The organism is Syntrophothermus sp., from assembly GCF_013314835.1.
GTDB lineage: Bacteria > Bacillota > Syntrophomonadia > Syntrophomonadales > Syntrophothermaceae > Syntrophothermus > Syntrophothermus lipocalidus.
Genome location: NZ_JABUEX010000001.1, coordinates 92,594 through 114,041, shown reverse-complemented (window position 1 = coordinate 114,041; position 21,448 = coordinate 92,594). Strand labels below are relative to the sequence as shown.

19 protein-coding genes and 1 riboswitch are annotated in these 21,448 nt (G+C 52.0%); of the genes, 4 read left to right on the top strand and 15 right to left on the bottom strand.

Translation table 11 applies throughout. The features are described 5' to 3' along the window. Positions 1-45: 45 nt before the first annotated feature. Complete coding sequence (locus tag HPY90_RS00585; RefSeq protein WP_287189910.1) at positions 46-1,230, top strand: HD-GYP domain-containing protein; 1,185 nt, start codon at positions 46-48, stop codon at positions 1,228-1,230. Between the two features lie 446 nt (positions 1,231-1,676). On the opposite strand, the gene HPY90_RS00580 is transcribed toward HPY90_RS00585, so the two are convergent. The 11 genes from HPY90_RS00580 to fdhD form a co-directional block, all read right to left on the bottom strand. Then, positions 1,677-2,312 carry a phenylacetate--CoA ligase family protein gene (locus HPY90_RS00580; RefSeq protein ID WP_287189908.1) on the bottom strand — a complete coding sequence of 212 codons (636 nt, stop codon included), beginning with the start codon at positions 2,310-2,312 and terminating at the stop codon, positions 1,677-1,679. 174 nt (positions 2,313-2,486) lie between these two features. Further along, positions 2,487-2,627, bottom strand: a complete 141-nt coding sequence (locus HPY90_RS00575; protein WP_287190170.1) for a heavy-metal-associated domain-containing protein — start codon at positions 2,625-2,627, stop codon at positions 2,487-2,489. A 46-nt stretch (positions 2,628-2,673) separates the two neighbouring features. Next, entirely contained in the window at positions 2,674-5,073 is a 2,400-nt protein-coding gene (locus tag HPY90_RS00570) for a heavy metal translocating P-type ATPase (RefSeq protein ID WP_287189906.1), read from the bottom strand. 257 nt (positions 5,074-5,330) lie between these two features. Further along, positions 5,331-5,684 (bottom strand): hypothetical protein, encoded by a 354-nt coding sequence (locus tag HPY90_RS00565; RefSeq protein ID WP_287189905.1) that lies wholly within the window; start codon positions 5,682-5,684, stop codon positions 5,331-5,333. 72 nt (positions 5,685-5,756) lie between these two features. Continuing rightward, entirely contained in the window at positions 5,757-6,236 is a 480-nt protein-coding gene (locus HPY90_RS00560; RefSeq protein WP_287189902.1) for a DUF6803 family protein, read from the bottom strand. Between the two features lie 343 nt (positions 6,237-6,579). Then, positions 6,580-7,509 (bottom strand): cysteine synthase A, encoded by a 930-nt coding sequence (gene cysK, locus HPY90_RS00555; RefSeq protein ID WP_287189899.1) that lies wholly within the window; start codon positions 7,507-7,509, stop codon positions 6,580-6,582. A gap of 159 nt (positions 7,510-7,668) precedes the next feature. Then, the gene (locus tag HPY90_RS00550) at positions 7,669-7,770 is read right to left on the bottom strand and encodes a YezD family protein (RefSeq protein ID WP_287190169.1); all 102 of its coding nucleotides are present in this window, start codon (positions 7,768-7,770) and stop codon (positions 7,669-7,671) included. A 274-nt stretch (positions 7,771-8,044) separates the two neighbouring features. Next, positions 8,045-9,199 carry a trans-sulfuration enzyme family protein gene (locus tag HPY90_RS00545; RefSeq protein WP_287189896.1) on the bottom strand — a complete coding sequence of 385 codons (1,155 nt, stop codon included), beginning with the start codon at positions 9,197-9,199 and terminating at the stop codon, positions 8,045-8,047. A gap of 16 nt (positions 9,200-9,215) precedes the next feature. Next, a complete protein-coding gene (locus HPY90_RS00540) occupies positions 9,216-10,355 on the bottom strand; it encodes a trans-sulfuration enzyme family protein (RefSeq protein WP_287189893.1) in 1,140 nt (379 codons plus the stop codon). Positions 10,356-10,393: 38 nt separating this feature from the next. Further along, entirely contained in the window at positions 10,394-10,687 is a 294-nt protein-coding gene (locus HPY90_RS00535) for a methionine biosynthesis protein MetW (RefSeq protein ID WP_287189891.1), read from the bottom strand. A gap of 105 nt (positions 10,688-10,792) precedes the next feature. Further along, a riboswitch (SAM riboswitch) is annotated at positions 10,793-10,890 on the bottom strand. Between the two features lie 440 nt (positions 10,891-11,330). Beyond that, positions 11,331-12,116, bottom strand: coding sequence for a formate dehydrogenase accessory sulfurtransferase FdhD (fdhD, locus tag HPY90_RS00530; RefSeq protein ID WP_273699239.1), 786 nt, complete (start codon positions 12,114-12,116; stop codon positions 11,331-11,333). Positions 12,117-12,494: 378 nt separating this feature from the next. Here fdhD and HPY90_RS00525 point away from each other — a divergent pair, with 378 nt between their 5' ends. Continuing rightward, positions 12,495-12,944, top strand: coding sequence for a hypothetical protein (locus HPY90_RS00525; protein WP_013174492.1), 450 nt, complete (start codon positions 12,495-12,497; stop codon positions 12,942-12,944). Positions 12,945-13,020: 76 nt separating this feature from the next. Continuing rightward, positions 13,021-13,662: a rhomboid family intramembrane serine protease gene (locus HPY90_RS00520; RefSeq protein ID WP_273699240.1), complete on the top strand. Its 642-nt coding sequence runs from the start codon at positions 13,021-13,023 to the stop codon at positions 13,660-13,662. Between the two features lie 247 nt (positions 13,663-13,909). Here HPY90_RS00520 and HPY90_RS00515 read toward each other — a convergent pair whose 3' ends face one another. The 4 genes from HPY90_RS00515 to HPY90_RS00500 all read right to left on the bottom strand — a co-directional run bounded on the left by HPY90_RS00515 (position 13,910) and on the right by HPY90_RS00500 (position 19,548). Then, positions 13,910-15,640: an Hsp70 family protein gene (locus HPY90_RS00515; protein WP_287189880.1), complete on the bottom strand. Its 1,731-nt coding sequence runs from the start codon at positions 15,638-15,640 to the stop codon at positions 13,910-13,912. Between the two features lie 3 nt (positions 15,641-15,643). Then, positions 15,644-17,272 carry a hypothetical protein gene (locus HPY90_RS00510; RefSeq protein WP_287189877.1) on the bottom strand — a complete coding sequence of 543 codons (1,629 nt, stop codon included), beginning with the start codon at positions 17,270-17,272 and terminating at the stop codon, positions 15,644-15,646. Further along, positions 17,272-18,753: a hypothetical protein gene (locus HPY90_RS00505; protein WP_287189874.1), complete on the bottom strand. Its 1,482-nt coding sequence runs from the start codon at positions 18,751-18,753 to the stop codon at positions 17,272-17,274. Before HPY90_RS00505 ends, HPY90_RS00510 begins: the two co-directional genes overlap by 1 nt. Before the next feature lie 90 nt (positions 18,754-18,843). Further along, positions 18,844-19,548, bottom strand: coding sequence for a hypothetical protein (locus tag HPY90_RS00500; RefSeq protein WP_287189871.1), 705 nt, complete (start codon positions 19,546-19,548; stop codon positions 18,844-18,846). A gap of 353 nt (positions 19,549-19,901) precedes the next feature. Here HPY90_RS00500 and HPY90_RS00495 point away from each other — a divergent pair, with 353 nt between their 5' ends. Continuing rightward, positions 19,902-21,446, top strand: a complete 1,545-nt coding sequence (locus HPY90_RS00495; protein ID WP_287189868.1) for a spore germination protein — start codon at positions 19,902-19,904, stop codon at positions 21,444-21,446. Positions 21,447-21,448 lie beyond the last annotated feature (2 nt).

Genomic DNA, 21,448 nt, shown 5'->3' with positions numbered 1-21,448 from the left:
CTTTGCCTACTTTGGCGGCGAAAGAACATGGAAGGGATTGGGACAATGTACATTAATAAGCATCCTGTAACGCATGAAACTCGAAGGTACACATGTGACGTAGAAGAACAACTCAAGCGTAATCAAGATTTGCTAGCTACCATGAATTGTCTTATGCGCCTCTCTCTCGAAGAGACAAATCTAGAAGATATCCTTAGGGCCGCACTCGACCTCATCGTCTCCATACCGTGGCTTTCAGTGCAATCGAAGGGCAGCATTTTCATCGTCGAGGACGAACCCGGGGTTCTGGTGATGAAGGCTCAAAGCGGGCTTGCCGCTCCACTTTTGGAAACGTGTGCACGAGTTCCCTTTGGGAGGTGCCTCTGTGGACGTGCAGCACTGGAACGCAAGATACAGTTCGCTGCCCACCTGGACGAACGTCATGAAACCCGGTATGAAGGTATCGTTCCCCACGGTCACTATTGCGTTCCCATCCTATACGCCGACAGGATTCTGGGAGTGATAAACCTGTATGTGAGAGAAGGTCATGTCCGCCAAAACAACGAGGAAGAGTTCCTGGCAGCCATCGCCGATATGCTAGCTGGCATTATCATCCGCAAACGGGGTGAGGAAGCGCTGAAGCAGAGCATTGCAAAGATGCGCCGAACCTTGGACGGTGTAGTTAATGCTCTGGCAGTTACCGCAGAAAAGAGGGATCCGTATACGGCGGGACACCAGCAGCGGGTATCCCATCTGGCTTGTGCTATCGCCAAAGAAATGAAGCTCCCCGAGGACCAAATCGATGGAATAAGGGTGGCGGCAACCCTTCACGACATTGGTAAGATAGCTGTTCCTTCCGAGATTCTTACCAAACCGGGTCAACTTACCGAATTGGAATGGGGGCTGATCAGGTGTCACCCCCAAGCCGGGTATGAAATTCTAAAGAACATACCCTTTACGTGGCCTGTTGCCCGTATCGTTCTCCAGCACCACGAACGAATGAATGGCTCCGGGTATCCGTCCGGCCTCTCCGGCGAAGAAATCCTTTTGGAGGCAAGAATACTGGCGATTGCTGACGTGGTAGAAGCCATGGCCTCTCACCGGCCCTACAGGCCCGCTCTCGGAATAAAAGAAGCCCTCACTGAGATTTCACAGAATAGCGGCGTTCTTTATGATTCTGATGCTGTTAATGCCTGCTCACGCCTCTTTCAAAAGGACGACTTGACAACCCTGGCGCGATGTATGTCTTAATAAATCCCCCAAAGGAAGCTTCATGTAAGTTTCTTTAATTTAGGATGTATCACATTTTTTTATCTGTCCTTACTAGTTTTCTTGCCAGGGAAAGGGACAAAGGGAGTTATTGAAGATACCTCCACTTCCTCTCATATCTTTTGCATTGGTCCATGTCAGGGAATACTTGCCGGTGACTAGGAGTTGTTACCCACCCACGCAAATCTCCTCGCACCGCCTTTATCGCTGGCAATTACTGTTTTACCACTATCTTCACTTCCCGTTACTGGGGTTCGCAGTCAACAACATATTAGGGAGAACAGGGACTGCCGGTAGTTTTATAGGAGTGACAAAAAAATGCAGAGGCTATCTCTGCATTTTTTCGTTTCAATGGCAGTATTTCATTTGAGATTCTTTAAGGCTGCCCGGCTTCTTCCGGTATGACGCCACAACACCTGTCCAGTTCTTCATAAGGTACTTGGGAATTCCGGTTCACTGTGAATCCGGAAGAAGGGAGTAGGAATCCTGGCTGCCCCAACCTTGTGAGTAGCCTCCAGCCCCTCTTCTACGCTTTCAAACTGTGACCGGGGAATGGCAAAAACCTCTTCGTCATCGTTGGTCATGGCCCCCAGCCGCTGAGCCCCGAGCACCACCGGCCCCCCGCAGAATAGGCTCATACTGATGGCGTGAACGTACCTGTCGGCTGGTCGCATTCCCGTAGACCAATAGAGACGGGCTTCGTAATCCATCCACTCGTCGAAGTCCGTCCGGGTAAAGGGGGAAGCCGTGGGCACCCCGGTTGAGCCGCTGGATAGAGCAGTATACACTATCTCCGTCTCGGGTACGGCTACCAGGTCACCCAGGGGCGGCTGCCTTTCTTGGCTCTCCCGTATTATTTGCTTATTTAGAAATGGAAACCGTTCCAGGTCTTCCAGATATCGTACCTGGTGAGGACGAATCCCCTTTTCATCCATTATCCTTCGATAGTACACGGACCCATGGTAGGCCCGTAACACGGTCTCGGACAATCTGGCAAGCTGGTAAGCGCGAAGCCCGTCTTGGCTCATGGTCTCGATCTCCGCCTCCCAGTAGGTATTTCCCATAGCTCATTTCTCCTTTCCCAATTAAGACCAGGCTCTGTCATGGGTAGAGTTACCCGCCCGTACCAAGAACAAAGGCCGGGGAGAGCGTTCCCTGCGGGTCCAATCTCCCTGGCCTCCAGTTATCTAGTCAGCCGGGTGCCTAGAAACTATACATGACTAATCCCATGGGTTTTATCAAACCATTGACCGGGGATAACTGGACTTCACCCGGCGCACCCCGGGAATCCTGCGTAACACCCTTTCAATTCTGGTCTCGCAGTTACTACAGGTCATACCCCTGAGGTTCAGCACCTGCTTTATGACATGCTTCCGCATCAATTAATGCCCTCCCCACATAGGAACCTGCAAGCCCGGTTCCTTTTCAGGTCAACCTTACCCGCTTAAGCCTCAAGGCGTTACTGACCACCGAGACTGAACTTAAGGCCATGGCTCCTCCCGCTAACACCGGGCTCAGAAGTCCCGCCGCCGCTAGCGGAATCCCCACCGTGTTGTAGAAAAACGCCCAAAACAGGTTCTGCTTGATGTTTCGCATCGTGGCTTTACTGAGACGAATAGCTGTAACTATGGCCCGCAGGTCTCCTCGCATGAGCGTAATGTCGGCCGCTTCCATAGCTATATCAGTGCCCGTGCCTATAGCTATGCCCACATCGGCCGTGGCCAGAGCCGGGGCATCGTTAATCCCATCCCCCACCATGGCGACAATACGGCCTTTATCGCGCAGCCTTTGTACCTCCCGCGCTTTATCTTCCGGCAGCACTTCCGCCAGCACGTTATCAATCCCTACCTGCCCAGCTATAGCCGCTGCTGTCCGCCAGTTGTCCCCGGTGATCATCCAGACCTCCACGCCCAAGTCTTTCAGTTCCCGTATGGCTTCGGCCGAGTGTTCCTTCACCGTGTCCGCAACTGCAATGGCGGCGGCAACCACCTGGTCTACCGCCATGAGCACAGTGGTCTTTCCTTCTGCTTCCATTTCATCTACCATTGGCAGAAGGGGTTTCAGGTCTACGCCTTCCTCCTGCAGAAACCTGCGGGTACCGATTAGAATCTTCTTTCCCTCCAGGATAGCTCTCACCCCTTTGCCGGGAACAGCAGTAAACTCCGTGGGTTCTGTCACGGTCAACCCGGGCGCGCGTTCCAAGGCTCCCCGGGCAATGGCCTGGGCCACCGGGTGTTCCGATTGTTTCTCAACTTGCGCCGCCCAGTTTAACAATTGCTTTTCCTGGCCCGCATACTGTTCGGCGGTTATCACATCTGTAACCTGCAATTCGCCCGTAGTAATGGTACCCGTCTTATCCAACACCACCGTATTTATCCGGTGAGTCCTTTCCAGGTGCTCCCCTCCCCTGATGAGAATTCCATTTTCCGCCCCCCGACCGGTGCCCACCATGATAGAAGTGGGAGTGGCTAAACCCATGGCGCATGGACAGGCGATCACCAATACCGCTGTGGCGTTGAGCAACGCCCGGGAGAAATTGCCGACATCGATGCCCCAGTACCAGACGGCAAAAGTTGCGACCGCTATCACCACCACCACCGGGACAAAGTAGCCTGCCACCACATCAGCTAGCCTCTGAATAGGCGCCTTCGATCCCTGAGCCTCCTCGACCACTCTGATAATCTGGGCCAGTACGGTATCACGCCCTACCCGGGTGGCTTTCACCTTGAGCACCCCAAACTTGTTGACTGTTCCCCCGGATACCGAATCCCCGCTTTGCTTGTCTACGGGTATGCTTTCCCCGGTCAGCATCGATTCATCCACGGCGGAGTACCCCTCCACAACCTTTCCGTCCACCGGAATTCGCTCGCCGGGACGTACTATTACCGTGTCTCCCACCGCAACTTCGGTGACCGGAACCTCCATCTCCTCTCCGTCACGGATGACCCGAGCGGTTTTGGGCTGTAACCCAATCAGCTTCCGAATGGCCTCAGAGGTTCTGCCCTTGGCGAGGGATTCCAGGTACTTGCCCAGCAATATTAAGGTAATTAAAAGGGCGCTGACCTCAAAATACAGGTGAGGGTGTCGGGTAAAGTACGCCGCCCCCACGCTGTACAGGTAAGCGGCGCTGGTCCCCAAGACCACCAGCACGTCCATATTGGCGCTACCGTTGCGCAGGGCAGTGTATGCTCCCCGGTAAAAAGGAAACCCGGCTATAAACTGTATGGGAGTGGCCAGCAGCAGTTGGGTGGTAAACGAGGTCAGCCAGCCGGGAACGGCCATACCGAATAGGTGGCCGAACATCATTATGATAAAAGGAAAAGATAACACCGCCGAAAATACCAGTAATCTCTTTCTTTGCCGGAGTTCCCCCGGCTCATCCTCTTCACCGGTATCCGGCCGCGTGGAGGAAAGCAGGCGAGCACCGTATCCAATCCTGGTCACCGCCCCGATTAAGTCTTCGATGCCCAACTGGGCCGGCTGGTATTCCACGGTAGCTATTTCGGTCGCCAGGTTGACGTTCACCTTTTCTACTCCGGGCAACTTGCCCAAACCCTTTTCCACCCGGGCCGCACAGGCGGCACAGCTCATGCCCTCAATTTTAAGTTCCGCTTTCTCGGAAGGCACCGAGTATCCCAACTTTTCTATCCGTTCGACCAGGTCGGAAACCTGTACCTCCCCGGGGTTGAACTCCACCGATGCCTGTTCCAGAGCCAGGTTGACCCGGGCCTGGCTAACCCCGGGCACTCGGCTCAATACCTTCTCAATGCTGGCAGCGCACGCCGCGCAACTCATTCCCTTTACTTTAATAGTAACCCGTTGCATCCTTTGGTCCCCCTTGCCTCTGAATTTTACTTGAATCTAGCCTAACCCAAGTTGATCGGGGTTATTAGGTTCAGGAGCCGGGCTTCCATTTCCCAGTGCCCGAACGTTATCATGCCCGTGTCCGCCACAACCTCCACTTTGTTCAGACCGGGAGCCCTCCACCTTATGCATATGCCAGCGACGAATTAAAGGGAAGGTCAGAGCCGGCCGGAGAGCGGGCAGGAACTGAGAACCAAAGCCCGCCCCCCTGCGGCATCTTAAGGATTGTGCATGGTATTGATCATCGACTCTTGTGAAGTGGTCCCCTCAGGGATAGACGGACCTTCCCCACCGGAAGGTCTTTCCCGTACCCATTCTACCACTGCCATCACTACCAGCCCAACCCCGACAATAATAGCGGTAACCGGCCAGGCACCACTGTAGCATCCAAAAGCATATCCTCCCTGGTAGGCCCAGGATTTGAAACCTGCCAGGCCCAGGTTGTAGCCTCCAACCAGTACCAAAGCTCCTCCCAAGACGCCCAGAACCCACTGCCACTCCTTGCTTCGGTCCGGGAAACCAAGCAGCACATATAACAGAACTCCAGTAAAGATTAAGCCTATCAGTAACATCCGGGCTAACCTCCTTCAGTATTTACCTACCCGGAAGGGTACTTTTACCCCCTTGCTCAAGACGCTATTAAGTTACATTTTCGGCATAGGCGGAGAAGCAGCTTGAACTAATTCCGGACTCACCATGCCGAATATCATGGCAATATGAGCTACCACCAGAAAGGCGGTTAAGAATATGAAGTGAAGCTTCATTCTATCCATGTCGGATCGCCCTCGGCCCAGCACGCCCAGTTCTATCAGGGCAATACTTACCAGCGGGATTACGCCACTCAGGTAAAAGCCTACCGCTACTACGTCAACCCAGCCCCGCCACTCGATACCGGGTACAACGTTAGTTATTAGATTAAGGAAAATACCCAGGAAATATATCCCCGCTACAACTCCCAGCCATTTATTGACGGTACGCAGGGTTCCCGTAGTCTGGTGGGTATGCACCACAAAAAACTCAGTTGCCACCAGAGCTTCAGCCAGGATTACCGGAATCGCCATATAGATGATCAGGTTCCAGGGCTGGTTGGTCATCAGAAGTTCCATATAATGAGTAATAGACACGATAAACTACCTCCCCTTGGTTTTGTTTTCCTAAAGACTTTTGCTTGCCCTATTCTTGCGTTTACCTTGCCATACCCCCTTCCAAATTCATTGTTGTGGCCATAACAGCCAGTTCAAACCCTGTCATTTCATACAACACCGGGGCATTTGCCTCAGTACTATGACAAATAGTAAGCTTAATTATCCTAAATTCCATCGGAATTATCGTAATTACGGCAAAGCACTCTACTCATAATCAACTCTTTTTACGTTGAAACCTTCACACCCAGTCTAATAGCCTCATCTCCGCATGAGGTCACAGCAAGGACAAACGCCCCGACCACATGCAAAATTCAAGAATCTCTTACGACTCTTGAAATAACTCGGTACTCAAGTATCTTTCACCGGTATCCGGCAGTATAGCTACAACCAGTTTCCCCTTGTTTTCCGGTCTCCTGGCTACTTGTAGGGCAGCGAAGGCAGCCGCTCCGGAAGAAATACCCACCAGCAGCCCCTCTTCCCGGGCGAGACGACGGGCGGTTGCTATCGCTTCTTCATTTTTTACCTTAAATATTTCATCAATCACCTGGAGATTCAGTACATCCGGGACAAATCCGGCACCAATCCCCTGAATCTTGTGCGGGCCGGCCTTTCCTCCCGACAGAACCGGGGAATCAAATGGTTCTACTGCTACCGTTCTAAAGTCTGGTTTCCGACTTTTTATCACTTCACTGATACCGGTAATAGTGCCACCGGTACCGACCCCAGCTACCACAATATCAACTTTACCGTCAGTATCCTCCCATATTTCTTCCGCAGTGGTAACCCGATGAATGGCAGGATTGGCTGGATTTTTGAACTGTTGAGGAATGAACGCGTTGGGAATCTCCTTCGCAAGTTGCTCTGCCTTTTCGACAGCCCCTCTCATCCCCTCCGCCCCCGGGGTCAGCACTAGTTCCGCACCATAAGCTTTCAACAGGTTACGTCGTTCAATACTCATGGTGTCTGGCATAGTCAGTATCAAGCGGTATCCCCGGGCCGCACAAACAAAAGCAAGGGCGATGCCAGTGTTACCGCTGGTAGGTTCAATAATGACCGTATCCTTTGAAATCAAACCTTTATCTTCTGCATCCTTAATCATGCTGTAACCGATCCGATCCTTCACGCTCCCGGCTGGGTTAAAGGATTCAATCTTAACTACCACGTCCGCTTCCAGTCCAGCAGCCAGCCGCTGCAATCTCAGAAGAGGAGTCCTCCCAATCAGGTCAGTCAGATTATTAGCTATTTTGGCCATTTTGCATTCCTCCTAATGATATGTTTTGGTACCTAAATCACCAGTTGCGCTCGGCGCGTTTCACCTCCCACCACTTTACAGAACCACAGACTCTTACAGTGTAATGCCCAATAAGGAAAGTTTGCCCTTCCTCCAGCCCGAAGTACTTCCCACGATATTCTACTTTAGCCTTTCCTTTTCCAGCTTCTCAATCTGAATGACGTGTCCGTCTTGTACAATGATACTGACTATGCCGTACTTGAGGCTGTGTATGGCCTCGATGATCTTGTTCTTGACCTCTTCCGGGAAAGCTTCCTGTTTCAGGTTGGCCTTTTTTACAGTTCCCAGAATATCACCTCCCTAACTGCCGTGCGGCATCACTATTCTCCCCAAAAAGATTGCCCTTCATTATGTCCAGTAAATCTATAGGATTATTCAGTCTTGGTTATTATTTTAGTCTTTTCCGTTTCTGTGTCAAGAAGAAAACGGGCAGAAAGCATGTAGCTCCTGCCCGTTTTTGTTTCATTACGTATTTAGGTAAGATAGGCGGAGGAAGCTAGTCCTGGGAAGACCTGGCTGCTTCCAGGGCCTGGGTCAAATCGGCCTGCAGGTCCTCGAAATCCTCGAGGCCCACCGAGAGGCGGACCAGTTCACGGGTCAGCCCCAGTTCCCGCCGGGTCTCTTCGGGTAAGGCGGCATGGGACATAGTGGCCGGCAGGGAGACGATGCTCTCCACGGCTCCCAGGCTGGATGCAATTACCGGCAAGTGCAGGCTATTGATCAACCGCCGGGCCTGCTCTTGGTTTTGCAGCCGGAAAGACAGGACTCCGCCCGCTCCTTCAGCTTGAGAAAAATGAAGCTCCCTCCCCGGGTGTCCGGGTAAGCCAGGGTAGAAGACTTCCACTACTTCCGGTTGACCGGAAAGCCACTCGGCCAAGAGAGCCGCCGATCTCTGCTGCTGCTCCATCCGCACCTTCAGCGTTTTGATTCCTCGCAGGATCAACCAGCAGTCATGAGGCGCCAGGACAGCCCCGATAGAATTCTGAATAAAGCGGATTTCCTTCGCCAAGCGCTCCTTCCCGGTTACCACCAGACCAGCCAGGCAATCGCTGTGCCCTCCCAGGTACTTCGTGGCGCTGTGCACCACAATGTCGATACCCAATTCGAGTGGCCGCTGCAGGTAAGGAGTCATCAATGTGTTATCGGCAATGGTGACAATATTGTGTTCCCGGGCCAGGTTCGCAGCCGCGCGGAGATCAGTAATTTTCATCAGGGGGTTGGAAGGTGTCTCCAGAAACAAAGCCCGGGTCTCCGGCCTGATGGCGTTCTTGATGTTGTTTATATCAGAAGTGTCGACGAATTCCACCTTGAACCCGAAACGCGGCAAGAGCCGGTGAACGAGACGGAAGGTTCCCCCATAGATATCCCGGGCCACGAGTATGTGGTCGCCGGCAGAGAATATGAAGAAGGCGGCGGCAATGGCCGCCATTCCGGAACCGAAGGCGAACCCGTACTTCCCTCCTTCCAGTTCAGCAATGGTCTCTTCCAGAACAGCGCGGGTGGGATTCCCCGCTCTGGTGTATTCCCACTTACCAACGGTATCTACGTCAGGTTGGGCAAAGATTACGCTCTGATAAATAGGGGCGCTGACCGCCCCGGTAGCTTCGTCAACTTCATGACCGGAATGAATAAGCTTGGTTCCCTTCCCCAATTCTACTCCCCCTTCTCTACCATGGTCGCAGGGCCTGGCTCAGGTCGGCCTCCAAATCGCAGGCATCCTCGAGCCCCACCGAAAGCCTCAGCAGACACTCGTTTATTCCCAGACGCCTCCGCGCCTCCTCCGGGACATCCGCATGGGTCTGGGTTTCGGGGTAGGTGATCAGGGATTCCACTCCCCCCAGGCTCTCCGCAAAAGAGATGATTTTCAGTTTCTCCAGCACCTGGGGAACCATCTCTTTTGATTTTACTTCAAAAGAAAGCATGGCCCCGAATCCCCGGGCCTGCTTCTTGCAGAGTTCATGTCCCGGGTGGCCGGGTAAACCAGGAAAATAGACTTTTTTCACCCCCGGATGCTGGTCCAGGAACCGGGCCAGGTGAAGTGCCGAAGCCTGCGCCCATTCCAACCGGGCCGCCAGGGTTTTTAACCCCCGCAGGAGCAGCCAGCAATCCAGCGGGCCCGGAACCGCCCCGGCCACATTCTGGATGAAGGCCAGTTTTTCGCCCAGTTCCTCACTTCTACAGACCACCAGGCCAGCTACTACGTCATTATGGCCGCCAATGTATTTGGTTGCACTGTAAACGACCAGGTCAGCGCCCATCTCCAGGGGACGCTGCAAGTAAGAGGTGAAAAACGTATTGTCGACAATAACCAGGATTCCGTACCGTTTGGCAATACCTATGATTGCCTCCAGGTCAATTATCTTCATGAAAGGGTTAGTAGGGGTTTCTACAAAAATAGCCCTGGTCGTAGGGGTAATATTACCAGTCAGGGCGTCCAAATCCGTGAGGTCAGTAAAAGAAAATTTGAGGCCGTTTGCAGCGCCCAGGGTGGCAAAGAGGCGGTAGGTTCCGCCATAGATATCATCGCAAACTAAAAGATGATCCCCCGGCCGGAACAACTGCATGACGGCAGCGATGGCAGCCATCCCGGAGGCAAAAGCCAGCCCGCGCTTGCCTCCCTCCAGGCTGCACATACTCTCTTCCAACGCCTGCCGGGTCGGGTTTCCCGAACGGCTGTAGTCATAACCTGTACTCTGACCCAGGCCCGGATGGCGGAACGTTGCGGTTTGGTAAATCGGCATGCTTATTGCACCGGTCCCCCTATCCCGGCCGACTCCCACCTGAACCAATTGAGTTGCCAGTTTCATCTACTTCACCCCTTATGAATCATGTTTCTTATGATTGATCATGAATGAGATACCATAAACAGGACCTCTTTCGCGCGGCCGGAGTCCTCTTCGTCAAAGGGCACAACCTCGACATCTACCAGCGACACTCCCTGCTCCACCCGCACACTGTTCGCACGGGTCCAATCGTAAAAATCTCGGGCGGTGAAAAGATGAATGTTCGGGGTATCGTACCATTGGTAGGGAAGTTCCGCTGTTACCGGCACCCTGCCCGCGGAAGACAGTGAAGAAATGACCCTCCAGTGTCCAAAATTAGGGAAGCTGATCACCCCCGCACCTCCCACCCGGAGCATCTCCTCCAGTATCGGTAACTACGCTTAAAACATCACTCACTCACCAATTCACCTCTGCTCTTCTCCATACTAAAAAAACCTCTTCCGAGCGAAGAGGTATCAGTAACCTCATCTTTCGGAATTACTCCGCAGGAGTTAGCACCGTGCGTTTCGCCGGTTGCCGGGCTTCATCGGGCCAGTCCCTCCGCCACTCTGGATGAGAATCCTTTATGTTACTATTTCTATCAAAATGATAGGAATTAGAAATAGAATAGTCCCCATTCCTGTAGTGTCAACACGTTTTTTGTCTTCTGCCGTTACTTTCTTAAGCTCACTCCTCTTTCCAAAGGATGACTGTAAGACTATACTTTATTAAAATTATAGGAATTATAGATATAATAATCCAACGTCTTCTTATCGTCAATACCTTCCTAGTTTTGGAGCGTACAAAGTTTAGTAGGGGTTGCCGCTGGCTTGAATTAAGAATGTTCGTGTTAAGTCCTTCACAACAGTATTCCGTGAGATTCCTTTCAATACGGGTTTTATCCGCATTTTATCATCTTCCGTACCTTAAAGCGCCAGCGAATATCTGCGGCCAAATCATACTCTTCAATTCCGTTTACTTCTCGCGTTTTTGCGATTATACGAAATGATTCCGTCAGGTTCAGAAATCTATACGTTCAGGATGGCTGTAGATAGACATGCGCTCCCCCCGTGCAAAACCAACTATCGTGACGCCTAGTTCCTCTGCTAGATCAACAGCTAGTCCGGTAGGCGCAGAACGCGATACGACTACAGGTACTCGCATACGAACAGTTTTAATCAGCATTTCTGAAGCAATGCGTCCACTAAGCAGTACTATCTTGTCCGTGGGATAAATACTATGGAGGTAAACGTAGCCCAGTATCCGGTCAAGAGCATTATGTCGGCCAATATCCTCATATCTCACCACAATGCCATTGTTGTCAGCTAACGCCGCACCATGTACGCCTCCCGTGAGGTGAAAATTCTCCGATTGCCGATCGAGTTCAGCCATCAGATTAAGGAGGTGTTGGGCCTTAAAACAAGCATCAGTCTCTACAGTCTTGAGCTGATCCCGATCATTGACAAAATAAAGAGCCGGCCGCCCCTTGCCACAGCAACTGGCGAAATTCCTGCGAAGAAAGCTGTCAACCCCTGATACCGGATTTACGGTATCGACCCAAGCTACGCCCTGTTCCATGCGAAACTGCAGGCTAAATACCTCGTCAGGTCCATTTACAAGGCCTTCACTGAGAAGGAATCCTACCACCAATTCTTCCAAAGCATACGGAGAGCATAATAGCGTTGCCAATTCAGAGTCATTCAGCATTATGGTGAGCGGAACCTCATTCACAACTGGATCTTCGGTTTCAACAACTTGATGATCAGAATACACCAGGATCCTGCGACTATCGAATACTTCGGCCATTACTCTTGACCTCCAATCAACCTCAAGTATTGGAGCTATGTCCTATTAAGCTGATATGTATTATAGGTTATATGTTCTAAATGTCAATCATAATCTTCTTCTTGTTATGATTGTTATGAAATCCATGATATTCTCAGTTGTAAGAGCAAAAATGTCCGCCTGCTTCTCCTCCTGTATCTGACGGTCATTTGCCCTGTCTACCAAAGTCCTGTACGGTATAGACTTGTTAGCCCGCAAAGTTGGGACGTTTCTCGTTTTGTATTGCCACTTTTGCGCTTAGCCCTGCCAATAGGTATCTATTCGGCGGAACTCATCTGCTATAATTGAGAAGGGTTTCACCGATACTATCATTGAAAAAGCAAAAGGAGTTGATTTTGAGTGTTAACCAAAGATAACCTGTTCACACTCAAGCTCGTACGGCAAGAGAACCACCTCGCTTTGCCCACCATTACCTCGCTCGTGCTCGTGAAAGAGATACACGATGTTCTTTACCAGTATCTAGTAGATGAAGAAAAGGAACGCTTGCTGAACACGTTTCTGGATAAGCTGAAGAGACACATGACCCGGGAAAAAGAAGGCAACGGCCCGTTTTCGGTTCCGGTAGAAGAGCTGAGGTTTCTGGAGCAAGAAGGGCTTGACGAACTCAAGTACATGAACTGGCTGGAGATACCGGTGTACGTGTTCGAAGTCGCTCTGAATGTGGATTCCTCCGATGAAAAGTATGAAGAGTATGTAGAAACCGTTTTTTCGATTCTGGATGAACTGGTGGTCTACAACCGTGTTCCCGGAACCAACTTGGTCAATGTTTATCCTCAAGGCACGGTTTGATTAGCCCCGCAACCCGGTTGAATTGACTACATAGGCATAATTAAGTAATTAAAATCGCGAAAGGCAGGCCCACACCATGATACCTCTGCGTGACAACGTGCCTGGGGAAAAATTCCCTTTCAGCATGTGGCTTATCATCGCCCTCAACTTTTTGGTTTTTTTCTATGAACTGTCTTTACCCTCAGAAGAACTGCAAAAGCTTTTTTACACCTATGGTTTGGTCCCGGCTAATCATTCGCTTTCCTCTTTCATCACCTGCACTTTTCTCCATGGAAGCTGGATGCACATCATCGGCAACATGTGGGCCTTGTTCCTGTTCGGCAACAATGTAGAAGATAAGATGGGCCCGGTCCGTTTTATCTTGTTTTACCTGGCCTGCGGGGTCATTGCCGGAGCCACCCACTGCTACATCTACCCTCATTCCACGGTTCCTACAGTAGGCGCTTCCGGTGCCCTGGCCGGAGTCATGGGCGCTTATTTCCTTATGTTTCCTAAGGCTCGCGTCCTTACATTGATCCCGGTATTTTTCTTTTTCTACCTGGTAGAGATACCGGCCGTGGTCTACCTCGGGTTCTGGGCTTTTACCCAGCTGGCTTCCGGCACCGTTGCCCTGTTTGCCCCGGAAGGAGCCGCCCAGATCGCTTTCTGGGCACACGTCGGGGGTTTTGGCGCCGGCATGATTTTGCACCGGCTCTTTCTCGAACCCGTCGAAAACTGAACCACAGATACACACAGATTTAACACTGATTTACACTGATGGCATAAGTTTTATCTGATGTTAGTTGTGTATCGTGAGACATCTCTTCCTGTCAATTTGTTTTGTCTGGCTGACACATATTTTAACTTCAATGTACATCAGCCCGGCACTCAGCTCAAGCCTTGATTAGTTGTATAGCGTTGTTGTGACAGGATGTCATGTTGAAAGCTAGGTGGGTTGAGTGCCGGGTCTGTGTCCATCTGTGGCTTTACCTATGGTTTGACTGCGAAAGCATGTCTAAAAAAAGAAGCAGCTTAGCTTTGACGGCTTCGTCGAAGTTCTGGAACGGGCGGCCGCGTTTAAGTCCCTCCAGCACTGCGGCATAATACCCGCTTACCTCTGGCCGGCACAGCTGTAACCTGCGGACCCGGGCCAAAACCTCATGTTGCCTGTCCAACCCCGCTTCCCACAGGCAGGGGACATCTCCCGCGATTGCACCCTCGACCTCAAGCTCCGGTTCTTCGGCCACCCTCAAACAAGATTCCGCCAGGTCTAACCAGACCTCAAGCGGTTCATCCCCCTGCACCGGGCGTGACTCCTCTAGTACCAAGCCTTCGGGGTCAGTTCTAATCTCTTGCGGTTCCTGGGCTTCTCCCCCTTGGTAAATACGGATCTTAACCCTGCCGTTATCCTCGGACAGGTTGTAGGGAGAAGTTGGCAAAACGGAACACAAGCAGTAGACCCCGCCGGAATCCAACTCCAGATTAGCGGTGTCGAAGGGGATAGTGTCCAATTCCGGTTCTGTCCCTTTCTTTTCAATATAGAAACGAAAGGGAAGCAAGGTCTTGACTTCCAGGTTTAAAGCAGACTCTCCTCCCGGCCACCGGCACAAACCTTGGATTACGCTGAATTCGGGCGAGTAAGGACGATACACCCGCGATCCTATTCGAGACACGACCTCTTCCACCCCTTGCATCTTAGAAACTCCACCTGTTAACACCACGATGTCGATATCCCATTTCCCGGCCCCGAACAGCCCCAAGCGCTCGGCACTAGGCCCCACCACGTTGTTTATGAAATCTTCCAATCTTGATAAAGTGCGTTCGAAAACCAAAGACAAATTCCTTTTTTCAAAAACCGCTGATAGGCTCCGTCCCCGGTAAAAAGACGGTATATCGATAACTATATCCTCCTGCCCTTGCATCCTGAGTTTGACTTCCTCTGCCCATTTCAACATTCTCGAGTATTCGTACAGCTCCTCCCGGTTCAAACCTTTTTCCTTCTTGAACCTCGGCGGAATCGTTATTCCGGTATTCGCCTCGAAGCAAGGGAAAAGAGTTTGGCGAAGAACCGCCTTGTCAATTTCCGCCCCGCTGAAAGCATCGCTGCCGGCGTGCAGCTGGGCTTCTAATACTACTCTCACCTTGCGGTCTGGCCTCACGTGAACGAAGCTGGCGTCGGCCGTCCCTCCGCCGAGGTCAAGGATTAGAATGTTGCCCTGCCACAACCGGGCCTCATCCGGTCCCCCTTCGGCCAACAACCCGACCAAAGCAGCTACCGGTTCCAAGGCCAGCCTCACCCGGACCCCGGGGAAAACGCTTCTTACCGCCTCTAACAACATCCGCCGGGCTTTTAGACCGAAGTAATTGGGAACACCGACCGTAACCGCCTGCAACGGGTGCGGCAGACTTCCGGAAACATACTGGTCACGGAGATAGGAAAAGTACGACCTCAATATCTCACTCAAGCCAAAGTCTCCCACCCTGAAATTCAGGTTCCGCTTCAGCTCGATCTTGAAGAACCGGACGATTTCCGCTTCCTCTTTCGGTAAAGACAAGCTATCCGAACCGAAGCACAACCTGCCTCCCTCTGGTGCCAATGCAACCACCGAAGGTAGCATCCCCCCAGGCCCGAGCAGGTTGACGAAATGGCCGTCTTCATCGACATAACCCAGTTTGGTGTAGCTTGTACCGAAGTCTATTCCCAGGTTCACCGGCATTACCTACCTTTTCATACCCACCACCAGATAAGGTACCTCCCAGCGCTCAATCCCATCAACCTGTATCCAAAACACGTCTCCCTTTTCTTCTAGAACCACGAGATGCTCCTTTTCGGAAACCGGTTTGCGTTCCACATATCCTTTGTCCAAAACCGGCAGGCACTCCGGGGGCAGTTTTTCTCCCACTTTGATGGGATAGCGCCTGACCTCTACCGGCAGGTCCTTCCATGCCCGTTTCAGAGTGCGTGGAGACAACAGGTTATCTACATCCTCCCCAAACCCGGAAAACAGCTGGCGGCACCTGCGCAGACCCTCCGCGACCTCACGGTAACGCCCCTGTGCTTCCAGATACATCTGCAGCCGTTCCCGGTGATAGCGGAGCTTGACATCAATCAGCTCCAGGTATTCTAAGGTATACTCGACCCGGTACCCGAATCGGCTCGGCCGGGGAAGATTCGCCCTGGACCAGCGTTCGCGCAATTCCTGTTCATATCGATAAACAGTTTCCTCGAAAAGCTTCTCCAACTCCAAGGGACTGAGGTCCGGGTAGCGCTGCAGCTTGTCGGCCAGCGCCTCCAGTTCCCTCTGAAACTCTCGCAATAAACGGGCTATCGATCCGGCATAATCTCCTGCAAGTGATCTCATCCACCTGAATTCGCTTAACATCTCCGGTTCGAGGCCTTCGCGGCTAAACCGAAGAAGGCACCGAAAAATCTTTACCCACTGTCCCAAACGGTGTCTCGCTTCTTCTGCAAACCTCGCCGTGTGTTCGGCCATCTTGTTGCTTGAAACCTGCCGCTGGTAGAAGCCCAATCTCTCCGCTTCAAATTCCAGCCAGGCGCCTATTGTCTCCCGTATCAGGTTTCGTAGGGACGAAGAGAACTCTAAGGCCCGACCCAGCGCTAGAGCCTTTTCAAGCAAGCCGGGCCAGGAATCACCGAGCCTCGACTCCCTAGGAGGTGCGGCCACATCCTCGAGCATTTGTATAAACGTTTCGGCTTGCCCCAGCCAACGCCCCACTTCGTCTCGAATCCTGGCACCGGGTTCAGCCGTCCACCCTTCCACCCACCAACAAACCACCGGCAACAGGTTAACGTCGCTTTTGATCAGCTCAGCCCACTCGGCATCCCTCTGAATTTTCTCCACGATGTTGAACTGCTGTTCCAAGGACCTGATCTCGGAGGTTAAGTCTTCTACTACTTCAATTAATTGCCGGTTGACCCTCATACGGTTGTCGGTTAAAGCCTTCAACTCCTGCTGAATCACCTGCTCCAGATCGCTTAAGACCTGAGTAAAATGCTTAAGCAGGTTGGAAAGCCCGGCACAACGCACCAGGTTGCTGACAAGGTCATTTTTTACCTGCTCCCCCTGCCTGCTGACCCGGTAAATTTCGGCCATCATCCGGTTAACCTTTTCTATATACACAGGTATCATCTTCTGGTCGAAGGCACGGTAGTAAAAGCTGTTGACGTGATACAGATAATCCTCCAAAACCTCGATATCGACCGTCCCTGAGGGCAAAAACAGGTTTTGAACCGAGGTCAGTTCCTCGATCTCATTTCTGAGCTGGCCGAGGAGCGAGTTCAAAACCGCCTGACAAGCCTCTTTTAGCTTCGATAGTTCTGGTTCCACTAATCCGTCACCCCCAAAACCCTGCCGAGAAACGCCTGCAAAGCTGCTTTACTGCCCTTGCCCCGAACCAGTTCTTTTTTATTAGAATGGAGTTGGTTATCTCTGTTGGCGAAAGCTTCTGTCCAGCGCAGGACGTCAAACACCTGTCGCCGGGTCTCGCCTTTTGCCACCGCACTCAGAGACTCCGCTATTTCCCGGTTCATAAAACGAACGTTGGGGACCCAGCCCCACAAATCCAAATAACGGGTCAGCATAGATTCGCCCACCTTAGACTTCCTTCGAACGTCCAATCCGGGCATGACCACCAGGCGTACGAACTCCATAATTACGAAAGCCTCGTGGGGTCGGCTCTTCATCCGCTCTCCCACTGCTTGCATACAGCCCTCAATGTCAACACCTTCTCGTTCCCTGCCCTTAAGACATTTGATTATTGCATCATCTGGTCTGGTCTTGGCTAGTCTTAGACAGAATCTCTCCACCTCCGACCGGGGATACACCGAAGGCGTGCTCCTCGCTTCCTGCAAACGCTCATAAAGTTCCAGATAAGCGAGCGATGCGTTCTCGACTACCAGTTGACTGAGGCAAGACCGGTATAGCTTCTCTACTTCCCTCCCCAGGTTCTCACCAAACTCCAGCAAGCAATAAACCGGGATGACGGCCCGGGCCAAACGATCTAAACGGCGGTAGACTCGAACCGCTTCTCTCCCCTGCAGCCTGCCTCTTTCCATGAAATCGCTGTAAGTCTCGACGGTCAAAACCAGGCTGTCCTCAATCCAACCCAGTTCAAATAACCTTACGCAACACTCACAGAGTTTCAAAAGCCTATCAACCCGGTAAGGATGCTCGTAAAGTTCGGCTTCGGCCTGCTCAAGGCTGGACAACAGCGATTTGGCAAGTTCCGTCTTATTTCCGAAAATGCAGTCCAAACCCCGGGCCCTGACCTTGTGTATGGCCACGCCCAGACGGGATTCTCTCGCTCGAATCTCTATCTTTTCTTTCTCTTCCCGCAAGAGACGGCGCAGCTCCGGATTAGCTGTCCGTGAAATTAGGTAATCGATATCTTTACTATCAAAGCCAGCCAATAACCGGCGATAGGCATCGGTTAGGGCCGGGGTATATATGTTTATTAAAAAGTCCCGTCGGCCTCGACCGTCTTTCTGCGGCCATAGCTCGGCTAGTTGTTGCAGGAAACGTAGCCTAAACCCTTCGGACCTATCGCCCAGCCACCTGATAACAGCCATCTGGTCGGAGTAATCCCACAATACACGGTACAAGAGGCCCTGGCTCTGGCTCAGACATAACACCCGAAACAAAAAGTCAAGCACGTCCCGGTCAATCTCAAGTTCTAGCCTCGCGCCCTTGGATATCAGGCTTCTTACCCTCTTGCGGCCTTCCAGTTCCCGGCTCCAGTATGCGAAAATGTCTTCGTTCGGGCCTATGGAAGCTACGCTTTTTACGATGTCCTTCAATCCAATGGTCATAAGCCTCTGACTCCTATCAACCGTCAAGAGTTTATCAGGTTAAAAAGCCGGTTCCAGTCTCGTGCTAAGGAATCCCATGTATAACACACGCTATCCGTAGAAAACGTGGTTCAGTAAATTGCAGGCATTGGCCGCTTTGCATAGATCAGCTTCGGTAAGGTAGACCAAATAGTAAATAGACTTTTCCTTATTGGTAAAAATACCTGATAAGACATCCTCTCCCCGCACCTCGAAACGGTCTTGAGCCGCTTTGCCCCTCGACAGGTAGCGCACGCTCACTATCCTGCTGACAAACGGGTGCCGGGCGATTCTTCTAAAATGTTGCGCCAGTCCGATCTCCTTATTTTCGTTGCCTACCTCATAAACCAGCACCGGGTCCCTCTTCCTGGGCCGGGGCAACCCGTGCCCGGCAGTTTGGTTCCGTTCAATCCACTCGACGAGATCCCTTACCTGTTCGGCCTTGATCTCGGACCCGTACTCCGTTCGCAGGTATTCCTGTAGGCTTACCGGCATAGTGCTTACCGGCAACGGGCCAAGCTTTAAAGCCTGTACTACCTCCCAATTCTGACACAAGTACTCTAGAAACTCGGCTCGCCCGCTGGCAAACCGGGGCAACCGGATTCCGTAGTCAGCCATCAGCAGGGAACCGTAATTGTCGCGGAATACCCTGTACGATTCCTCGCTACCGGAACGTAGAGTTTCTGTATAAGCAAGGAGACGCCGGTATTCCTCTTCTTCCAAAGGAATCCGGTCAACCAGTTTGCGTAAAACCGCCCTCATTGTCTTCACCATCAAGTGCTGTCACGCCTTACCGGCCTGAGCCTCATTTCTTCATGATTCACTTCACCTCTTAATTCTACAACAACGGGTATCTAACCGCATCCAAAACTCGTCACACCGTGACACCAATCCCCTCGCTTAGACTTAGGCAGGCCCTCCAGCAACTGTACCAGATAGTTGAGGGGTCGAACAAAAAACGCTATGCACTGTTTGGATGGAGTATCAATTTTTGAATATAATGACAAGGTTTGATACAGACTTTAGTAAGCAGTATTATCGTCTTTGTTCAGGTAAAGCCTGGAAGCAGCCGACTAACAAAGGCGCTAGCTTTCTATGCTACCAGCAACTGTGAGAGCGAGGAGATCTCGATGAGATATATAACGCGGAGTCCCGGTTCTCCTGAGATTCAACCTACCGATGAAGAAATAATCTCAAGCAAGCTTTCGACCTCCCTCGAAAACAACCTGCAATATTTGCAGAGGCTTTTCGAAGGTTGTTCCGACGCGGTGGTGAGGAGGCTTAAGTTCGGTCGTGAGCTAGGCATAAACGCAGCTCTGGTTTACTTCGACGGCTTGATGCAGAAGAACGAAGCTGAAACCGCCGTGCTTCGCCCCCTGATGATCGATTTTGATATACTGAAACGGGGTCCCGAGACAAAATCGCTCGACATCTACACCGCAGTCCGCGACTACCTGCTTACTGCCACCGAACTCCAAGAAGCGACCACCTTACAAGAGGTAGTCGAGTTCACCGCCTCGGGAGACGCGGCCCTGCTCATCGACGGATACGCTCAAGCCCTGATCCTCGACTTTAAGAGCTGGGAAAGCCGAAAAGTTGAAAGCCCGGATGAAGAAGTTTTGATCCGGGGTCCGAAAGAAGGATTCACCGAAACCCTGAGATTCAACACCGCGCTCCTCCGCCGTCGCCTGAAAACCAACCGGTTTAAAACAGAAAGCATGGTACTGGGCAGGATTACCCGCACCAGCATCGTCATCTGCTATATCCAGTACATAGCTCAGGATTCCCTGGTCAACGAAGTAAAAAAACGTCTTCAGACAATCGACATCGACGGGGTGCTTGACGTCGGTTATCTGGAGGAACTCATCGAAGACCACCGCTTCTCCCTCTTCCCCCAAGTAGAACACACTGAACGGCCGGACCGGGTAGTCGGTCACCTTCTAGAAGGAAGGGTCGCGGTCCTGGTGGATGGTTCCCCCTGGGCCATGGTGGTACCCGCAACCTTTCCCCAGTTCTGGAACTCACCGGAAGACTACTACATGCGGTACATACCTTCGACTCTAACCCGGATACTGCGACAGATCGCCTTCTTCGCGACCTTACTTTTGCCGTCGCTTTACGTGGCTACTATAACCTATCACCAGGAAATGATTCCTACCCCATTACTTCTGACCATCGCCGCTGCCCGAGAGGGAATACCTTTCCCCACTTTTCTCGAAGCCTTCTTGATGGAGGTCACCTTCGAAATCCTGCGGGAGGCTGGGCTTCGTATGCCTCGCGCCATCGGCCCCGCCATAAGTATCGTCGGGGCCCTGGTCATAGGAGACGCAGCCGTTTCCGCCGGTCTGGTTTCTACGCCAATGGTGGTGGTAGTAGCTTTTACCGGAATCTGCTCGTTCAGCATCCCAGTATACAGCGCCGGGGTTTCTCTTCGCATGGTGCGTTTCCTGATGCTCATAGCCGCCGCCTTCCTGGGTTATTTCGGCTTAATGATAGGCATAATCTTCTTGCTAATTCATTTGGCTTCCATCAGCTCCTTTGGAGTGCCTTACCTGGCTCCCTTGGCTCCTATGCGGTGGGAAGACCTGGGAGACATCCTGGTACGGCGTCCCTGGTGGAGCAGTGTTCGGCGTCCCCAAACACTGGCCCCAGGGAACCGGCTGCGGCAGGCGTAATG